This window comes from Asanoa ferruginea (assembly GCF_003387075.1).
In the GTDB taxonomy this organism is placed as follows: Bacteria; Actinomycetota; Actinomycetes; order Mycobacteriales; family Micromonosporaceae; genus Asanoa; species Asanoa ferruginea.
Genome location: NZ_QUMQ01000001.1, coordinates 3,414,973 through 3,432,030 on the forward strand (window position 1 = coordinate 3,414,973; position 17,058 = coordinate 3,432,030).

The window sequence follows — 17,058 nt, forward strand, 5'->3', positions numbered from 1 at the left end:
ATGGACCTCCTGACCAGGACCGGCGGCTACACCCTGCTGATCGCGGACAACGCGCAGCAGGTCGCCGCCGCCCAACGGCTGCGCTACCAGGTGTTCGCCGGGGAGCTGGGCGCGACCCTGCACACGACCGTGCCGGGCCACGATGTCGACGAGTTCGACGACGCCTGCGACCACCTGATCGTCCGCGACGACAAGTCCGGCGAGATCGTCGGCACCTACCGGATGCTGCTGCCCGGGCGCGCACCGCGCCGCTACGCCGAGACCGAGTTCGACCTCTCCGCCCTGGACCCCCTGCGGGACCTGCTGGTGGAGACCGGCCGCTCGTGCGTCGCACCCGAACACCGCTCCGGCGCCGTGATCAACCTGATGTGGGCGGGCATCGCCCGCTACCTGCACCTGCACAACAAGCGCTGGCTCGGCGGCTGCGCCTCCATCTCGCTGGAAGACGGCGGAAAGACCGCCGCGGCGGTCTGGGAGCGGGCTCGCACGAAGCACCTGTCGCCGCCCCGGATGCGGGTCCGGCCGCACCACCCGTGGGAGATCCAGCCGGCCGAGGCGTCGTCGACGTCGGCGCTGCCGCCGCTGCTCCGCGGCTATCTGCGGCTCGGCGCCTGGGTTTGCGGGCCGCCGGCCTACGACCCGGACTTCGACGTCGCCGACCTCTACGTGCTGCTGTCCACGGACCGGATCGACCCCCGCTACCGGCGTCACTTCCTCGGGGAGTCGGAATGAGCCTCTGGCGGCCGCAGAACGAGTGCGGCACCGACTGCCTGCTGACGCCGGACGAACCCGGGCAGGCGCCGAAGGCGGTGCAGGTCCTGCGGTTCGTCCGGCTGATCGGTGCGCTGCTGGTCGGCGGGCTGCTCGTGCCGGTGCTGCCGCTGCTCACCGAACGCGGCCGGGACCGGGCCGGGCGGGCCTGGGCCCGACTGACGCTGGCCGCGCTCGGCGTGCGGCTGCGGCTGCGCGGCCGGCCACCGAAGAACCGCGCGCTGGTGGTGGCCAACCACGTCTCCTGGCTCGACATCGTCGCGCTCCAGGCCGTGGCACCGGGCCGGATGCTGGCCAAGGTCGAGGTGAAGCGCTGGCCGCTGTTCGGCGCGCTGGCCGCGTCGGGCGGCACGATCTTCGTCGACCGGGCCAGGCCGAAGACCCTGCCCGACACGGTGGCTGACGTGGCCGCCGCGCTCCGCGCCGGCGCCGTGGTCACCGTCTTCCCGGAGGGCACCACGGGCTGCGGCTCCGAGGTCGGCACGTTCCGCCCGGCGATGTTCCAGTCCGCGATCGACGCGGGCGCGCGGGTGGTCCCGGTCGTGCTGCGGTACGGCAGTCCGGCGGCCTCGTTCATCGGCGACGAGACACTCTGGAGCTCCGTACGCCGGGTGCTCGCCATGCCCGAACTGGTCGCGTCGGTGACCATCGCGCCGGCCCTGCACCCGGAGCCCGCCGCGTCCCGCCGGGCCCTGGCCCGGGTGGCTCAGGCGGCCATCGGCACGCCGGTGTTCGCCGCCGCCGCGCCGGCCCGTGTCGAAGTCGAGCCGCAGCCGGTGCCGCTGGCTCTGGCGGCATAGCCGCAGAGCAAGGAGTGATCCCGAGGCCGCTGGCCTATCGCGATGTATCGCGTTATGCTCAAGCGGCTTCGGGAGGTGAGCCGTGTCCAACAGTTGGACCGTCGACGAACCGCGTCAGATCGTCATCGAGACGCCCTTCGAGCGGGTCGACGTCGACCTCTTCTCCGGCCGGGTCAACCTGGTCGGCGGTGACGATGGCCGCGCACGGGTCGACGTCAACCGGATCGGGCGCAACCCGGTGATCGTCGAGGTGGTCGACCGTACCCTCGTGGTCCGGCACAACCGCCGTCCGAGGTTCCCCGGCGTGCTCTGGTGGCTCGGGCAGATCCGCCGCCGGTTCCGGGTCGACGTCTCGATCGGCGTGCCCCGCTCGACCGCCGCCCACGTGCGGCTGGTCGACGGCGCGGTGGTCGCCGCCGGCCTGCGCACCGACACCGAGGTCGACCTGACCTCCGGCCGGATCACCCTGATGGGGCTGGGCGGGCGCACCCGGGCCAAGGTCGTCTCCGGGCCGGTCGAAGCGCTCGGTGTCGACGGCGACCTGAGCCTGAGGACCGTCTCCGGCGAGCTGATCCTCGCCGACAGCGCGGCCGACCGGGTGGAGATGACGACCGTCTCGGGCTCGGTCACGTGTGATCTTGATAATGCCCACCACCGCGAGCTGCGGCTGCACACCACCTCCGGCAGCGTCACGGTGCGGGTCCGCCAAGACGCCGACCTGGCCGTCGACCTGCACACCCAGTCGGGGCAGATCACCACCGCTTTCGCGGGACTGGGCGCGGAGAAGCACGGCGCTTCGCAGCACCGGCGCGGCGTTCTCGGGCCGGGAACCGGCAAACTCTGGGCGACGACCGTTTCCGGCAGCATCGCCCTGCTGGCCCGGCCGGTCGACGACGACGAGGAGACGCCGGAATGACGGCCGTGTTCAGCCACGGGCGGTTGCGCCTTTACCTGCTCAAGCTGCTCGACGACGGCCCGAAGCACGGCTACGAGCTGATCCGGCTGCTGGCCGACCGGTTCCACGGCACCTATTCACCCAGCGCCGGCACGATCTACCCGCGGCTGGCCCGGATGGAGACCGAGGGCCTGGTCACGCACACCGCGGCCGGTGGCCGGAAGACCTACGCGATCACCGACGGCGGCCGCGCCGAGCTGCGGCAGCGGGCCGGTGAGCTGGCCGCGCTGGAACAGGACATCAACGCCTCGGTCGCCGATCTCGCCGCGGAGATCCAGGCGGAAGTACGCGGTGCCACCCGCGACCTCAAGCGCGAGCTGCGCGAGGCGGCCCGGCAGACCCGGCGCGGATCATGGTCGGTCGACGCGCCGGTGGTCGGGCCCTACCCCGGAACCGACCCGCGCGACGACTTCGACCGGCGGCTGGTGGCGTTCACCGACGAGGTGCGCGGGATCGTCCGCCGTGGGCGATTCAGTGACGACCAGCTCCGCACCGCCTCCCGCCTGCTCGACGGCGTGCTCGACGGGCTCCGGCGGATGCAGAGGTAATTTGCGCATCGCGCACAGCGGACTTTCAGCTTCAGTCCAGCAGCGCCACAGCGTACGGGTAAATGATGGGTGTCATGGCCGCACCACAGACCGAGGCGAGACTCCTCGTGGTCGAAGACGACCCCAACATTCTTGAGCTGCTCTCAGCCAGCTTGAAGTTCGCGGGCTTCGACGTGAGCACCGCGACGAGCGGCAGCTCCGCGGTCAGCGCGGCCAAGGACCGCCGCCCCGACCTGGTCGTCCTCGACGTCATGCTGCCCGACCTCGACGGGTTCGAGGTGATAAGGCTGATGCGCGAAGGCGGGACCCGCACCCCCGTGGTGTTCCTGACCGCGCGCGACGCCACCGACGACAAGATCCGGGGCCTGACCCTCGGCGGCGACGACTACGTCACCAAGCCGTTCAGCCTCGAAGAGCTGACCGCCCGCATCCGGGCCGTGCTGCGCCGCACCACGGCCGGCGACCAGAGCGCCTCCCGCCTCACGTTCGCCGACCTCGAGCTCGACGAGGAGACCCATGAGGTCTACCGCGCCGGCCAGCGGGTCCAGCTTTCCCCCACCGAGTTCAAGCTGCTGCGCTACCTGATGCTCAACGCCAATCGGGTCCTGTCCAAGGCGCAGATCCTCGACCACGTGTGGAACTACGATTTCCGCGGCGACGACAACATCGTGGAGAGCTACATCTCCTACCTGCGTCGCAAGATCGACAACGGACAGCCGCGGCTGATCCACACCCTGCGTGGCGTCGGATACGTTCTGCGCAAGCCAACGGCCTGACCGGGGTGCCGATGTTGGCCCCCCTGCGTGGCACACCGCTGCGCGTCAAGCTCGTCGCCGCCGTGCTGGCGCTCGTGACGGCCGCCCTGCTCGTCATCGGGGCGGCCAGCACCTTTTTCCTGCGCAACTATCTGCTCGACCAGGTCGACGGCAACCTGCGCAGCCTCAACAACAACGTGCAGGCGCTGCTCCGCGACAACATCCAGTTCGCCGTCGGCGACAACGCGTTCGCGGTCGCGTCGACCCCGGCGCAGCCCACGCTCAACGACCTGAGCAGCAAGCCGAGCCAGCTCTTCACGCCCGACGGGCCCGACCTGCCGCAGAACTACGCAGGCCTTCAGCAGGAGTTGCAGAAGCACCACACCGACCCCTACACGATCAAGGCGATCGGCAGCCAGACCCGCTGGCGGGTGCTGATGGTGCAGCCGCAGGACAGCAACGCGATCGTCGCGGTCGGCTTCAACCTCTCCGACGTCGACCACACCGTCAAACAGCTCCTCTGGATCGACGGCCTGGCCGGCGGCACGGTGCTGATCGTCCTCGCCACGCTCGGCGCCGGGATAGTCCGGAGCAACCTGAAACCGTTGCGCCAGATCGAGCGCACCACGGTGGCGATCGCGGCCGGTGACCTGAGCCAGCGCGTGCCCGACCCGGAGCCGGGTGTCGACGAGCCCAAGACCGAGCTCGGCCGCCTCTCCCGGGCGCTCAACGCGATGCTCACCCAGATCGAGACCGCCTTCGCCGCGCGGGCCGAATCGGAGACCGCTGCCCGCGACGCGGCCTTCGCCGCGCAGGCGTCGGAGGCACGGGCGTTGCGATCCGAGGAACGCATGCGGCAGTTCGTCGCGGATGCCTCTCACGAGTTGCGTACGCCGTTGACCACCATCCGTGGCTTCGCCGAGCTCTACCGGCAGGGCGCCGCCGGCCCGCCGGAAGACACCGCACGCTTGGTCCGTCGGATCGAGGACGAGGCGGCCAGGATGGGCCTCCTGGTGGAGGATCTCTTGCTGCTCGCCCGGCTGGATCGGGAGCGACCACTGTCGCTGTCCCCGGTCGAGCTGCGCGTGCTGGCCAGCGAGGCGGTGCAGGCGGCCGGCGCGATGGCCCCGCAGCGACACATCGCGATCGACGTGGCGCCGCGCGCCGGTGCGCTGGTGGTGCGGGCCGACGACGCCCGGCTCCGCCAGGTGCTCGGCAACCTGCTGACCAACGCGATCATCCACACCCCGCCCGACGCCGAGATCAGCGTCCGGCTCCGCTCCGACGGCGACTACGCGATCGTCGAGGTGGTCGACACCGGCCAGGGCCTCTCGGCCGACCAGGCCGAACGCGTCTTCGAACGGTTCTACCGGGCCGACGCCGCCCGGCGCCGCGACCGGGAGGCCACCAGCACCGGCCTCGGGCTGGCGATCGTGGCCGCTCTGGTCCGCGCGCACGGCGGCAACGTCGAGGTCGACAGCGTGCCAGGACAGGGCTCGACCTTCCGGGTACGCCTGCCGTTGGCCACCGGCGGTGGCGACGACGAACACGACGGTCCCGATAACCACGGTGGCCCCGACAGTCCCGCGGGCCACAACGGCAACGGCACGGATCCGGACCGGCACTCTCAGACAACGCTCAGCCCGGCCCCAGGCCCGTCGCAGAGCGGTGGGGAAAGGTAAATGTCATGACCGAGCACGAAAACCCCCGGCGATCCGACCCCGAGCGGGGTGCCGAGCCGGCCGCCGAATCCGACGCGCCGCAGGCGCCGCGGCCGGAAGGCACCGAGCAGCCGACCGCCTACCAGCCGGCCGCTGAGCAGCCGACGGCCTACCAACCGGCGGCGGACCAGCCGACGGCCTACCAGCCCGCGGCAGAGCAGCCGACGGCCTATCAGCCCGCGGTGGAGCAGCCGACCGCGCAGCAGCCCTCCGTCCCTCAGCCGGTCAGCGGCACGCCCGTCACCGGGCAGCCGCAGAGCCCGTGGCAGCCGCCGGCGTCGCACTACCCGCAGCCGGGCCCGGGCTACCCGCAGGCCGGTTCCGCGCCGGGCTACCCCAGCTACAGCTACCCGTCGGGCCAGCAGCCCGGCTACGGCCAGCCCGGTTACGGCGCGGCGCACGCGGCCGACGCGGGCCAGACCTACCCGGGCCAGCCGCACCCAGGTCAGGCACACCAGCCGCATGGCACGCCGATCCCGTGGACCGGCCCCGGCGGTCCGGGTGGGCCGCCGCCCGGCCAGCCCTGGCAGCAGTCGCCCGGCCCGCACCGCCCCAACCGGGTCGGTCGCTGGATCGCGGCGGCCGCCGTGGCCCTCGTGCTGCTGCTCGGCGCCGGTCTGGTCGGCGGCGTCATCGGCGCCGCGATCAACGGCAACGACAAGGACAACGCCGCCTCCCGCGCCGCCGCCGCACCGGTGATCAACCGGTCGTCGCTCGCCGAGATCGCGCAGAAGGTCGAGCCGAGCGTCGTCTCGATCACCACCAGCACCGGCGAGGGCTCCGGCGTCGTGCTCACCGCCGACGGCTACGTGTTGACCAACAACCACGTCGTGGCCAGCGCCAGCGGCGACACCGTCACCGTGGTCTTCGACAACGGCAAGCGGACCACCGCGAGCATCGTCGGCACCGACCCGAAGACCGACCTGGCCGTCGTCAAGGCCAGCGGCGTCTCCGGCCTGAGCCCGGTCAAGTTCGGCGACAGCGCCGCGATGCAGGTCGGCGACACCGTGCTCGCCCTCGGCAGCCCGCTGGGCCTCCAGGGCTCGGTCACCGCCGGCATCATCAGCGCCAAGGACCGCACCATCCGCACCCAGTCGGAAGACCAGCAGCAGAGCCCCTTCCCGAGCGGCGACCAGCAGCAGACGGCCACCTCCCTGTCCGGCCTGCTCCAGACCGACGCGCCGATCAACCCCGGCAACTCGGGCGGCGCGCTGGTCAACACCAACGGCGAGGTGATCGGCATCAACACCGCGATCGCCACCTCGGGCCAGGGCAACGGCAGCATCGGCGTCGGCTTCGCGATCCCGAGCGCCAAGGCCGAGCAGGTCTCCCAGGCGCTGCGCAACGGTGACAAGATCTCGCACCCGGCCCTCGGCGTCTCGGTCACCGAGAACGAGAACGGCGGCGGTGCCCTGGTCAGCGGCGTCACCGCCAACAGCCCGGCCGCCAAGGCCGGCCTACAGCAGGGCGACATCGTCAGCAACTTCGGTGGCCAGACGATCAACACTTCGGACGATCTGGTGTCGGCCGTCCAGTCGCACAAGGTCGGCGATCAGGTGCAGCTCACCTACAGCCGGAACGGGTCGGAAAAGACCGCAACCGTGACGCTCGCTGAAGCGTCATAAGAGCTAGATACGCGCACACCAAGGACTCGCGAGCCGCGTGACCCGCGGAGACGGTCCTCCTCCCAAATGGTGGCGGGTGGCACGGCCCTCGGGGGTTGGTCGTGCTGCCCGCCACCGCCCATATCCGCCCTCGGTAACCAGTCGGTGACCGCGGGCGGATGCTCGCTGTGTGTCGCTGTCGGGTTGCAGACGCGAGGTCGATTCCGATCTATGACGGGCCTACTGTGCATCCCCGGTGGTGTAGGGGGAGGCAGGGGTTGTGACGGTCGTCGAGACCCGGGTGAGTGTGTGGGAGGCGCTGGCCGGGCGGGCGCCTGGGCAGCCGGTGGGCCCGCACGACCCCGGCATGTGGGCGGCCGTCGTCGAGCGGCTCAATCCGGCCCGGGCCAGGCCCGTGCTGCGCGCCGGCATCGAGCAGGCCGAGCTGATCTCCGTACGCGGAGTGCCCTATGTGATGCTCCGGTCCCCCGACGACCGCGGCGGCGCCTGCTACCTGCGGCTGACGCCGGAAGAGTGGCAGCTCGCGACCCTGATGGACGGCACGCGCACCGTCGCCCGGCTGGTCGCTGAGTTCGCCCGCATCGGCGGCCGGCTCGCGCCCGACCAGGTCACCCGGGTGGTCGCCGACCTGGCCGCCAACCGGATGCTCGCCGAGTTGCCGGTCGACGCGTTCCGCCCGCTGTCCAAGGTGCACCGCCGGCCGTGGCCGCTGCGGCTGGGCCGCGCGCTGCTGGCGTTCGCGCAGGGCCGGCGCACGGTGGTCGCCAACATCGACCCGCTGGTCGGCTTCCTCTACCGGGCCGGCGGGCGCCTCCTTTTCCACCCGGCGGTCGTCGCGTTGCTGGGCACCGTCGCGCTGGTCGGCCTGGTCGCATTCGGCTGGACGTGGTGGCACGGCGAAGAGTCGATCTTCCTGACCGGCGGCTCCTACGCGACCGGCGCGGCCGTCCTGCTCGGGCTCAACGTGCTCGCGCTGGCCTGCCACGAGTTCGGCCACGCGCTGGCCACCAAGCACGCCGGCCGGCGGGTTCCGGCGGCGGGCTTCCTCGTCTACTTCGGCATCCCGTCGGTCTTCGTCGACACCACCGACGTCTGGATGGCCGGCCGCCGCGCGCGGATGACCACCACGGCCGCCGGTCCCGCCGCGGGGCTCGTGCTGGCCGGCACCGCCTCGCTGGTCGGCGTCCTGGTGCCGGAGGCGGCGCCGTGGATGTTCAAGCTGGCCTTCGCCTGGTATCTCAACGCGCTGTTCAACCTCAACCCCTTCCTCGCGCTCGACGGCTACTACCTGCTAATGGACTGGCTGGAGATCCCCAACCTGCGTGCCCGGGGTCTCACCTTCGTGGTCAGCCGGTTGCGCCGCCGCCCGCCGCGCTGGTCGCAGCTCGACCGCGAGGGCCGGCTGGTCGCCCTCTACGGCACGGTCGCCGTGCTCTGGCTCGCCATCGCGGTCAACCTGGGCTGGCGGATCTGGACCGACCGGGTCGCCGGGCTGACGATCGGCCTGTGGCGGTCCGGCTGGCCGGCCCGGGTCCTGCTGTTCGTGGTCGTCTGCGGGCTGGCCGCACCGCTGGTCTACCTCGCGTTCGGCTGGGTCGCCGGTCAGGTCCGCGCGCTGCGCCGGCGGATCGAATCGCGCCGCCGCGACCTCGACGCACCGCGCCGGCTCGACGCGCTGCGGGCCTCGGCCCTCGGCCGGCTGCCCGGCGCGGCGCTGGCCGACCTGGCGGCGGTCGCGACCTGGGTCCGCCCGCGCACCGGCCAGCAACTCGTCTTCGCCGGCGCCGCCCAGCGCGCGGTCTACGTCGTGGTCGACGGCGCGGTCGAGGCGCGCCGGCCCGACGACCCGTCCGGCCTGGTCCGGCAGCGGCTCGGCGCCGGCGGCGTGGTCGGCCTGGCCAGCGCGCTGAGTGGGGCACCGGCCGCGCTCGGTTGGCACACCGCCGGCACCACCCTGCTGTCCCTCCCGTCTTCGGCGGTATCCCGGGCGATCGGCCCGATCCCCGGCCCGCCACCGGGCGAATGGGACGAGGCCGACCGGCTCTTCGGCGAGGCGCCCGCGCTGCACGCGCTGAGCGCCGAAGACCGGATGGGTCTGGTCTCCGCCGCCCGGCCGGCCCTGCTCGCACCGGGTGACCCGGTCACGCTCAACGGCGCCACCGACGCGGTGGTCATCGAGTCGGGCACCGTGACCCTGCCCGACGGCACCGAGTTGCGCCGCGGCACGCTGATCGGCCCGATCGGCGACGGCCCCGGCGGGACCGTGGCCACCGCCCGCACGCCCACCCGGCTGTGGTCGGTGCCGGCGCTGTCGGGCACCCCCCTGCTGCTCGGTGCTGATCCCAATGCTCTGGCGCGAGCCTCCGCGGCCGGTGCCGGCCCGCGGGTCGGTGTCCACCCGGTCACTGGCTACCCGCCGCTCGCCGCGCCGCCCGGGCCGCCGCCGGTGATCGACGAGAACGTCGACGGCCGGTTCGAACGCCGGCTCTGGTGGCTGGTCTCGCTGCTCCTGCTGCTCGCGCTCCTGCTCACCGCCACCAACTTCATCCCCGGGCCGGCCTGGGCCGAGATGCCCGCCGACCGGGCACTGCTCGCGGCCACCCGGGGCACCGCCGACGTCGACGTCAACGGCCAGGCGGTGAAGCTGTCCTCCGGCGACAAGCTCTACGTGACCGAGGGCGACCGGGTGCACCTGCGCGACCGCTCGCGGGCGGAGCTGACCTTCCGCGGCGGCGCGGTCACCGTGCTCTGCGCCGGGAGCTCGATCGACGTCGGTCCGCTGTGGAGCGAGGGTGACCGGCGCACCGTGCCGCACGGCGAGGTGCGGCTCACCGACGGGCGGGTGCTGGTCGACACCGCGAGCACGCGGAGCACGTTCCGGCCGCTGGCCCTGTCGGTCGACGCGAGCGGCGCGAAGCTGACGAATGACGGCGAAGCCTGGTACCAGGCCAGCGCCGGCGGCGCCAGCTCCGTCTCCAAGGGTCGGGTGCTGGCCGACGACCAGCTCCAGCCGGCCACCGACGCGGCGCTCGACTGTGGCGACGGCCGCGAGGTGCCGCGCCCGGCCGGGCCGACCGAGGAGCCGACGCCGAGCGACGAGCCGACCCCGTCGGAGCTGCCGTCACCGACCGCGACACCGACGCCGACGGCCACGCCGCCGGTCGACGACAACGGCGGCGACAACGGCAACGGCGGCAACCCGCCGCCCGGGAACCCGCCGCCGGGCAACCCACCTCCTGGGAACCCGCCGCCGGCCACCCGCCCACCGGTGACCCGTCCGCCCACGACCCCACCCACGTCGCCGGCCGACACCAACGACCCGCCCGAGATCACCTGGCGCAACGATCCTGGCGGCACGATCGACCAGCAGATCGGTGGCGAGTCGTCGTGCGGCAGGAACGGCACGAGTGCCGGCGCGTCCGTCGTCGTCACCGACGACAACGATCCGGAGCAGGCGCTCAAGGTCACGGTCTCGTGGAGCGGGTTCGATTCCGGCAGCGACGCGATGTCGTGGGACGGCCCGTTCTTCGGAACGATCGGCCCGGTGCCCTACACCGGCAAGCCCAACGACGGTGGCACGCTGTCGATCAAGGTGACGGCGACCGACTCCGAAGGCGAGAGCAGCACGATCTCGGGCACCGACATCACCGTCGCGCCCTGCGACTTCCAGAATCCGCCTTCATAAGGAGATTTGGTGCTCTGCTGGTTTTGTCAGAAGTCGGCGCGAGGGTCGTGCCGGTTCTGTGGGCGCGGCGTGTGCGAGGACCACGCCCGATTCGGCCCGTTCCTGTTGGAGGTGCACCGCTCGGAGACGCGCGGCCGCGCCGAGGGTCTGGTCGTGGAAGACGCGGTGCAATGTGGCACCTGCCGACCCCGTCCACAGCCGGTGCCGATGCCGGAGCTCGACTGACGGCGCTACGGTAGGAGCGCGTCGATGGGAGGCCGGGCGATGAGTGACTTCGACGAGGTGCTGGAGCGACTGGTCATCGACCCTGGGTTCGCCAGTGCCCTCGCGTCCAACCCGGGGCTGGCCCTGGCCAGCTATTCCTTGAGCGACGACGAGATCTCCCTCCTGCACACCCAGGTCGGCGCCGCCCCGTCGACCGAGCACGGCGTGGAGACCCGGGCCAACCAGTCGAGCACGTTCGGCCTGCTCGGGTCCTTCGGCGGGCTGCTCGCCGACGGCATCGGCGGCGGCTCGTCGGGCATCGGGCACGCGGCGACCAGCGGCCTCGGCTCCGCAGGCACGAGCGGCTTCGGCCCGGCCGGTCATGACGCCGCCAGCTTCGGCCCCTACGCGCAGGCCGAGGGCACCCACGGCGGCATGGGCGGCCTGGCCGGCTTCGGCGACGAGATCGGCCAGGGTCTGTCCGACACGCCGACGGGCTCGGCGGGCATGGGCCACGCGCCGGTGCCCATCGACGGCCTCGGCTCGGCGCCCACCGATCACGTGGGCCTTGGCGCGGCGCCGCCTTCTGGGCCGCCGGAGGGCTACCACACCCGCGTCGACGTCGACGGTGACGGCGACTGGGACAAGCACGTGCTGCTCGGCCGCGACGACGGCGGTGTCGACATCCTGGTCGACAACAACCACGACGGCCGCGTCGACTTCGTCGGGCACGACACCGATGCCGACGGGCTGGTCAACTCGGCCGACTACGACAAGAACAACGACGGCTTCTTCGAGAAGACGATGTACGACGACAACGGCGACGGCTGGATGGACCGCACGGTTCCGCACCACCCCTAGGGCCTAAACGGCCGAGATTGCTCTGGCGCTGATGGTGATCGACGTACACCATTGCGTCAGGGAGGTGTTCGGGGTGGTAGCCATCGCCACGGATTCGCTGACCAAGGTGTTCGACGACGGCACCGTGGCGGTCGACCAGGTCAGCCTGACGGCCGGCGCGGGGGAGTTCCTCGTGCTGCTCGGGCCGACCGGTTGCGGCAAGTCGACGATCCTGCGGCTGGTCGCGGGCCTGGAGGCGCCGAGCGCGGGGCACGTGCTGATCGACGGCCAGGTGGTCGACCACCTGCCGTCCCGCGAGCGCCGGCTGGCCATGGTCTTCCAGGACTACGCGCTCTATCCACATCTGACGGTCGCGCAGAACATTGGCTTCCCGCTGCGGGTCCGCCACGAGACCGCGACCGATGTGTCGGCCCGGGTCAACGAGGTCGCGGGCCAACTCGGCATCACCCCGCTGCTGCGCAAGCTCCCCGGCGCCCTGTCCGGCGGCGAGCGGCAGAGGGTGGCGATGGCGCGGGCGATCGTACGCCAGCCGCTCGGGTTTCTCCTCGATGAGCCGCTGTCCAACCTGGACGCCGGCCTGCGCGCCGAACTTCGGTCCGATGTCGCCGCGCTGGCCCGCAGGCTCGGCGTGACCACCCTCTACGTCACGCATGATCAGTCCGAGGCGATGACCATGGCCGACCGGGTCGCGGTCCTCCGCCGCGGCGTGTTGCAGCAGGTCGGGCCGCCGGAGCAGGTCTACAACGACCCCGCGACGCTGTTCGTCGCCGCGTTCCTGGGCACCCCGCGGACGAGCCTGCTGGAGGGCGCGGTCTACGCCGACGGCGACCGCGTGGTGCTCGACCTCGGCTCGCAGGTGATCGAGTTGCCCGCCGACCATCCGGTGCGGGCCCGGCACACCGACCGGGTCACCCTGGCGCTGCGGGCCGACGCGCTGACGCCGGCGCCGCCCGGGCACGGCGGGCCCACCCTGTCGGGCACGGTGCGGCTGGTCGAGCATCTCGGCCACGAGGCGCTGGTGCACGTCGACACCGGTGCCTTGCCCACGTCGACGGAGCGGTCCCGGCTCGAGGTGCCCGACGCGCCGACGCTCGCACGCATGCGGCCTGCTGCGCGGCCGGCGACGGCAAAGACGGAATACGGCTTTTATCCGGTGTACGACCCGGAGCTGCCCGGCGAACCGCCCACGGTCGGCGAGGTGGTGGTGCGGGTGCCGGTGGCTGGGCTGCCGCGTTTGGACGAGACCATCACGTTGGCCGTCGACGTCGACCGGCTGCTGCTCTTCGACCGCACGGGTGCGCGGATCCGGCTGTCAGCCCGGTAGGCCGGCGAGCGCCAGGTCGAGCCGCTCCGCATATGGGCGGCTGATGGCGCCTTCGCCGGCGCGGACCGCGACCTTCTCTCTCAGCATCGTGACCTGGTCGGCGCGGGCCTGGGTGTTGTGCAGCTCGCGGAGCAGGTTGCGCAGGTCGACGGCGGTGTCGCGGCGGATGGCGCCCGCCTGCTGGCCTTCGTCGATCACACCTTCGAGGTGGCTCATCGCCTCGCCGAGGGATCCGGCCGTGGTCGGTTCCGGCTGGGGTTGGCGAGCTGGTTCGGGGTTGGCGGGTGGTTCGGTCGTCGGCGCGGGCTGGGCCGTCACGCTGCCGGGGGATGCGTGGTCGTCGCGGAGCAGCGGGACCAACGCGGCGGTGCCGACGGCGAGCACGGCGGCGATCGCGGCGGCGACCAGAACGGCTCGCCGCTTGCGGGCGCGTCGCACGCCCGGCAGCGCCGATGTGGCCTGTGGCCCGGGTTCGCTTCGCGGCGAGTGATCGTTTTGCCGCGCCGGTCCGGCCTGCGGCGTCGGTCCGGTCTGCGGCGTCGGTCCGGTCTGCGGCGCGGGTCCGCCGTTGCCGGAGGGCCCGGCTTGCGGCGCGGGTGGGGTGTTGTTTGTGGCTCCGGCCTGCGGCGCGGATTCGGTGTGCGGCATGGATTCGGCCTGCGACGTTGGTTCGGCCTGCGACGTTGGTTCGGCCTGCGACGTTGGTTCGGCCTGCGACGTTGGTTCGGCGTGCGACGTCGGTCCGGCCTGGGACGTCGGTTCTGTCTGCGGCGTCGAACCAGGCTGCGGGGTCGAACCAGGCTGCGCCGTGGGACCGGGCTGCGGCATCGAACCAGGCTGCGCCGTGGGGCCGGCCTGCGCCGTGGGACCGGGCTGCGGGGTTGGTCCGGGCTGCGGCGTGGGATCGGCCTGGGGAGCTGGACCGGCCTGCGGTGCGGCATCGGCTGTGGGCGGTGGCGTTGCCGCCGCGGCGCGGAGGGTTACCGCGACGGCGTGCGCTGTCGGCCTGGCGGCCGGGTCGCGGGCCAGGCAGCGCAGGCAGAGGTCGGCCACCGCGGGCGGCAGGCCCGGCACCTCGGGCGGCGCCGGTTCGATGCCGGCCCGCAGCGCGCGGGTCAGGTCTTCCCACGTGTCGGCCGGCACGGGAACACGGCCGGTCAGTGTCTCGTGCAGCAGCACCCCCAGCGCGTAGCTGTCCGTCGCCGGCTGGGCGGGCGTGCCGTCGAGGCGCTCCGGAGCGACGTAGGCCGGCGTGCCGAACGTCTCGCCCTCGGCGTCTTCGTCGGGGGCGCCGATGCGGGTCGCGATGCCGAAGTCGAGTACCTTCGCGCCGGTCGCGGTCATCATGATGTTGGCCGGTGTCACGTCGCGGTGCACGATGCCGAGCCGGTGCGCCGCCGCGAGCGCCTCGGCCACCTGGGCGCAGACCTCGATCGCGGTGCGCCAGGGCAACGGGCCCTCGGTCAGCCGGGCCTCCAGCTCTTCGCCGGCGAGCAACTCCATGACCACGAACGCGGTGACCGTGCCGTCCGGCGCGACCGTCTCGGCGTAGTCGTGCACCGTCGCGACGTGTGGATGGACGAGTTGGGCGGCCGCGCGGGCCTCGTCGCGGACCATGTCGCGGAAGCGTGGGTCGGCGGCCAGCGAGGCGGAGAGCACCTTGACCGCGACGGTGCGGTCGAGCACCTCGTCGCGGGCCCGCCAGATGACCGACATGCCGCCGGCACCGACCCGGTCGATCAGCCGGTAGCGGCGGGCCAGGAGAGCGCCCGGAGTGAGCGTGGACATGCGTGCACCTGCCGGCGAAGGAGGGGATCGATTCAATCTCGGCGATGCCTGGTGGCTTGTCAACCGGGGGCGGCACCGCCGGTCATGCCAGGATGGGCGGGTGGGTAGCGGTCGAGTGGCGTTCGTGCTGGGTGGCGGCGGTGTGTTGGGCGCCGTCGAGGTCGGCATGTTGCGCGCGCTCTTTCGCGCCGACATCAAGCCCGATCTGGTGATCGGCACCTCGATCGGCGCGGTCAACGGCGCGCTGGTCGCCGCCGACCCGACCGAGGCGGTGACCGACCGGCTGGTCCGGCTGTGGGCGAGCCCGGAGGCCAGCGAGGTCTACGGCGACTCGGTGGCCCGGCAGTTGCGTCGCTTCGCGGCCCGCACCCACCTGCACTCGCCCCGGCCGCTGCGGCGGCTGCTGGAGCGCGAACTCGGTGAGAACACCACGTTCGAGGAGCTCAAGATCCCGTTCCGGTGCTGCGCCGCGAGCATCGAGCGGGCCGCCGAGCACTGGTTCTCCACCGGGCCGGTGGTCGACGCGGTGCTGGCCAGCGCCAGCGTGCCGGGGCTGCTGCCGCCGGCCGAGATCGGCGAGGAGCACTACGTCGACGGTGGGATCGTCAACTCGATCCCCATCGGCGAGGCGGTCAGCAGTGGGGCACGGCACATCTTCGTGCTTCAGGTCGGCCGGATCGAGCGCCCGCTGACACCTCCTCGCCGGCCCTGGGAGGTGGCCCAGGTCGCGTTCGAGATCGCCCGCCGGCACCGCTTCGCGCGCGAACTGGCGGCCCTGCCCGACGATGTAACCGTGCACGTGCTTCCCACCGGGGGCCTGGAGCCCCGCGACGACACGCCCTGGGCCTACCGCGACATGGCCGCGGTCGGCCGCCGGATCAGCCGCGCCTACACGGCCTCGCGGCGCTATCTCGTCCAGCACCCGCTCGCCGCCCGGGACGACGGCTGATGGGCCCGCCGCCCCGCTGGCTGCGACGGATCCTGCTCGCACCGCTGGTCATCGCCCTGGCGTTGGTGCTGCTGACCACGCTGCCGGTCTGGCTGTTGCTCGCCTCGGCGGTGTCGCCGCTGGTCCCCGGCCGGTTGCGGCCACTGCGGGTGATCTGGCTCGGCACCGTCTACGTGGTCTGGGACGCGTGCGCGCTGGTCACCATGTTCGCGCTGTGGGTCGCGTCCGGCTTCGGCTGGAAGGTGCGGGCGCCGGCCTTCCAGCGGGCACACTACGTACTCGTCGGAGCGTTTCTTCGGTTTCTGTTCGCGCAAGCCCGCTGGACGCTCAAGCTGCGCCTCGACATCGCCGGCAGCGACCCCGACACCGCCCTGCCCGGCCGGCCCGAGTTGGTGGTATGCCGGCACGCGGGGCCGGGTGACTCGTTCGTGCTCGTACACGCGCTGGTTAATTGGTTTGATCGAGAGCCCCGGATTGTCCTGAAAGACACGTTGCAGTGGGATCCGGCCGTCGACGTGATGCTCAACCGGCTGCCCAACCGGTTCATCGCGCCGCAGCGCGACCCCGACGGGCTGGAGAAGCTGGTCGGCAACCTCGCGGTCGGTCTCGACGAGAACGACGCCTTCGTGATCTTCCCGGAGGGTGGCAACTTCACGCCGCGCCGCCGGCTGCGGGCGATCGAGTTGCTCCGTTCGCGCGGGCTTTACCGGATGGCGGCGAAAGCGGAGAAGATGCGCAACGTGCTGGCGCCGCGCCCCGGCGGGCTGCTCGCCGCGCTCGACGCCGCACCCGACGCCGGCGTGATCTTCGTGGCGCACACTGGCCTCGACCGGATGCTCACGGTCGGCGACGTGTGGCGCGAGCTGCCGATGGACAAGCAGATCACCATGCGGTTCTGGTCGGTGCCGCCGGAAGACGTGCCGCAGGGGCGGGAGCAGCGGATCGAGTGGCTCTACGACTGGTGGGCCAAGATCGACGCGTGGATAGAGGAAAACCGGCCGTTGGTCGGCGCGCCTGAAAGGCATCTGACGGCTTCCTGAGTACGCGCACTCTATGCCGCGGGCCGGAATCC

Annotated in this window: 13 protein-coding genes; 12 read left to right on the forward strand and 1 reads right to left on the reverse strand. The window is 72.4% G+C overall.

Features of this window, described 5'->3' with window-relative positions:
• The 10 genes from DFJ67_RS16160 to DFJ67_RS16210 all read left to right on the forward strand — a co-directional run bounded on the left by DFJ67_RS16160 (position 1) and on the right by DFJ67_RS16210 (position 13,249).
• Positions 1–732: a GNAT family N-acetyltransferase gene (locus DFJ67_RS16160; protein ID WP_116068654.1), complete on the forward strand. Its 732-nt coding sequence runs from the start codon at positions 1–3 to the stop codon at positions 730–732.
• On the forward strand, positions 729–1,571 hold the full coding sequence (locus DFJ67_RS16165) for a lysophospholipid acyltransferase family protein (RefSeq protein WP_116068655.1): 843 nt from the start codon (positions 729–731) through the stop codon (positions 1,569–1,571). Before DFJ67_RS16160 ends, DFJ67_RS16165 begins: the two co-directional genes overlap by 4 nt.
• 82 nt (positions 1,572–1,653) lie before the next feature.
• The gene (locus tag DFJ67_RS16170) at positions 1,654–2,487 is read left to right on the forward strand and encodes a DUF4097 family beta strand repeat-containing protein (RefSeq protein ID WP_116068657.1); all 834 of its coding nucleotides are present in this window, start codon (positions 1,654–1,656) and stop codon (positions 2,485–2,487) included.
• A complete protein-coding gene (locus DFJ67_RS16175; RefSeq protein ID WP_116068659.1) occupies positions 2,484–3,074 on the forward strand; it encodes a PadR family transcriptional regulator in 591 nt (196 codons plus the stop codon). The genes DFJ67_RS16170 and DFJ67_RS16175 overlap by 4 nt, the downstream gene beginning before the upstream one ends.
• 74 nt (positions 3,075–3,148) lie before the next feature.
• Positions 3,149–3,850, forward strand: coding sequence for a response regulator transcription factor (locus DFJ67_RS16180; protein ID WP_116068660.1), 702 nt, complete (start codon positions 3,149–3,151; stop codon positions 3,848–3,850).
• Positions 3,851–3,861: 11 nt separating this feature from the next.
• Positions 3,862–5,511, forward strand: a complete 1,650-nt coding sequence (locus DFJ67_RS16185; protein WP_116076271.1) for a sensor histidine kinase — start codon at positions 3,862–3,864, stop codon at positions 5,509–5,511.
• A gap of 5 nt (positions 5,512–5,516) precedes the next feature.
• Positions 5,517–7,175, forward strand: coding sequence for a trypsin-like peptidase domain-containing protein (locus DFJ67_RS16190; RefSeq protein ID WP_116068662.1), 1,659 nt, complete (start codon positions 5,517–5,519; stop codon positions 7,173–7,175).
• Positions 7,176–7,434: 259 nt separating this feature from the next.
• Positions 7,435–10,860, forward strand: a complete 3,426-nt coding sequence (locus DFJ67_RS42730; protein ID WP_170215874.1) for a cyclic nucleotide-binding protein — start codon at positions 7,435–7,437, stop codon at positions 10,858–10,860.
• 264 nt (positions 10,861–11,124) lie between these two features.
• Complete coding sequence (locus DFJ67_RS16205) at positions 11,125–11,925, forward strand: hypothetical protein (RefSeq protein ID WP_116068665.1); 801 nt, start codon at positions 11,125–11,127, stop codon at positions 11,923–11,925.
• A gap of 73 nt (positions 11,926–11,998) precedes the next feature.
• Complete coding sequence (locus DFJ67_RS16210; protein ID WP_239097237.1) at positions 11,999–13,249, forward strand: ABC transporter ATP-binding protein; 1,251 nt, start codon at positions 11,999–12,001, stop codon at positions 13,247–13,249.
• Here DFJ67_RS16210 and DFJ67_RS43260 read toward each other — a convergent pair.
• Positions 13,238–15,037: a serine/threonine-protein kinase gene (locus tag DFJ67_RS43260; RefSeq protein ID WP_203783644.1), complete on the reverse strand. Its 1,800-nt coding sequence runs from the start codon at positions 15,035–15,037 to the stop codon at positions 13,238–13,240. The two genes, DFJ67_RS16210 and DFJ67_RS43260, sit on opposite strands and share 12 nt — an antisense overlap.
• 100 nt (positions 15,038–15,137) lie before the next feature.
• Between DFJ67_RS43260 and DFJ67_RS16220 the strand changes: the two genes are divergently transcribed.
• Complete coding sequence (locus DFJ67_RS16220; RefSeq protein WP_116068669.1) at positions 15,138–15,986, forward strand: patatin-like phospholipase family protein; 849 nt, start codon at positions 15,138–15,140, stop codon at positions 15,984–15,986.
• Positions 15,986–17,026 (forward strand): 1-acyl-sn-glycerol-3-phosphate acyltransferase, encoded by a 1,041-nt coding sequence (locus DFJ67_RS16225; RefSeq protein WP_116068670.1) that lies wholly within the window; start codon positions 15,986–15,988, stop codon positions 17,024–17,026. The genes DFJ67_RS16220 and DFJ67_RS16225 overlap by 1 nt, the downstream gene beginning before the upstream one ends.
• Positions 17,027–17,058 lie beyond the last annotated feature (32 nt).

Coding starts and splice junctions, on each gene's coding strand:
- DFJ67_RS16160 (WP_116068654.1), top strand. CDS start 1: ATGGACCTCCTGACCAGGACCGGCGGCTACACCCTGCTGATCGCGGAC.
- DFJ67_RS16165 (WP_116068655.1), top strand. CDS start 729: ATGAGCCTCTGGCGGCCGCAGAACGAGTGCGGCACCGACTGCCTGCTG.
- DFJ67_RS16175 (WP_116068659.1), top strand. CDS start 2,484: ATGACGGCCGTGTTCAGCCACGGGCGGTTGCGCCTTTACCTGCTCAAG.
- DFJ67_RS16180 (WP_116068660.1), top strand. CDS start 3,149: ATGGCCGCACCACAGACCGAGGCGAGACTCCTCGTGGTCGAAGACGAC.
- DFJ67_RS16185 (WP_116076271.1), top strand. CDS start 3,862: ATGTTGGCCCCCCTGCGTGGCACACCGCTGCGCGTCAAGCTCGTCGCC.
- DFJ67_RS16190 (WP_116068662.1), top strand. CDS start 5,517: ATGACCGAGCACGAAAACCCCCGGCGATCCGACCCCGAGCGGGGTGCC.
- DFJ67_RS16205 (WP_116068665.1), top strand. CDS start 11,125: ATGAGTGACTTCGACGAGGTGCTGGAGCGACTGGTCATCGACCCTGGG.
- DFJ67_RS43260 (WP_203783644.1), bottom strand. CDS start 15,037: ATGTCCACGCTCACTCCGGGCGCTCTCCTGGCCCGCCGCTACCGGCTG.
- DFJ67_RS16225 (WP_116068670.1), top strand. CDS start 15,986: ATGGGCCCGCCGCCCCGCTGGCTGCGACGGATCCTGCTCGCACCGCTG.